The 695-nt window shown below is 71.7% G+C and carries 1 pseudogene; it reads right to left on the bottom strand.

The features are described 5' to 3' along the window. Window positions 1–453, bottom strand: a pseudogene (locus HUW62_RS47560) (hypothetical protein); the annotation flags it as partial. Window positions 454–695: the final 242 nt, after the last annotated feature.

Here is a 695-nt window from a genome sequence, read left to right as displayed (position 1 = left end):
GGGTGGGGGCACGTCGTCGATGGGCGGCGCGGGAGGCAGGCCGCGCAGCGCGCGCTGCGTGTCGGGCGCCACCACGTCCAGGGTCTGGGTGAGCGTATCCAGCAGCTTGTCCTCGGGCACGTCGGCGACGAGGTTCTTGGAGATGAGCGCGCCGTCCTTGGCGGCGTAGGCGCGCACGCCAGCGCGGTAGCCGCTCGTCCCCAGGACCAGCTCCGCAACGAGGACGACTTCCGCCTTGCTGACCGTGCCGAGCCACTGCAGGCACGGCGCCTCCGTGCGCTTGCAGCGCAGCAGCGTGCGGCGTCGCGAGACGGGGAGCTTGCGGGTGACATTCTCGATGCGGATGACGCGCATCCCGCGCGACTCGAGCTGCTCGGCCAGGTGCTCCTGCGCGAACTCGACGATGTGGGAAGGGGCTCCCGTCGCGTCCGGTGGGGCGATCAGCACACTCACGGGCCCCTGCGGCGGAAGCGCTGCGGGTGCCTGGGCGACCACGGAGAGAACGGCGACGAGGGTAATCAACACAGGATCACTTTCCCCCCGACACGACCTCCTCGCAAGGCCGGGAATCAGGGGCTGCTCGCCTCGGGTGGCATCACGCGCGCTCCCGGTGCGTGCGGTGGGAGCTGACCCCACCGTCCAGGTAGGACGGCGGGAGCGGCCAGACACCGTCCTCCGGCCCTCAGCGACGGGGC

The sequence above is a fragment of the Myxococcus sp. AM011 genome, from assembly GCF_013372595.1.
Taxonomy (GTDB): domain Bacteria; phylum Myxococcota; class Myxococcia; order Myxococcales; family Myxococcaceae; genus Myxococcus; species Myxococcus eversor.
Note: the sequence above shows the minus strand (reverse complement) of the source record. Positions and strands in the feature narration are given on the sequence as shown.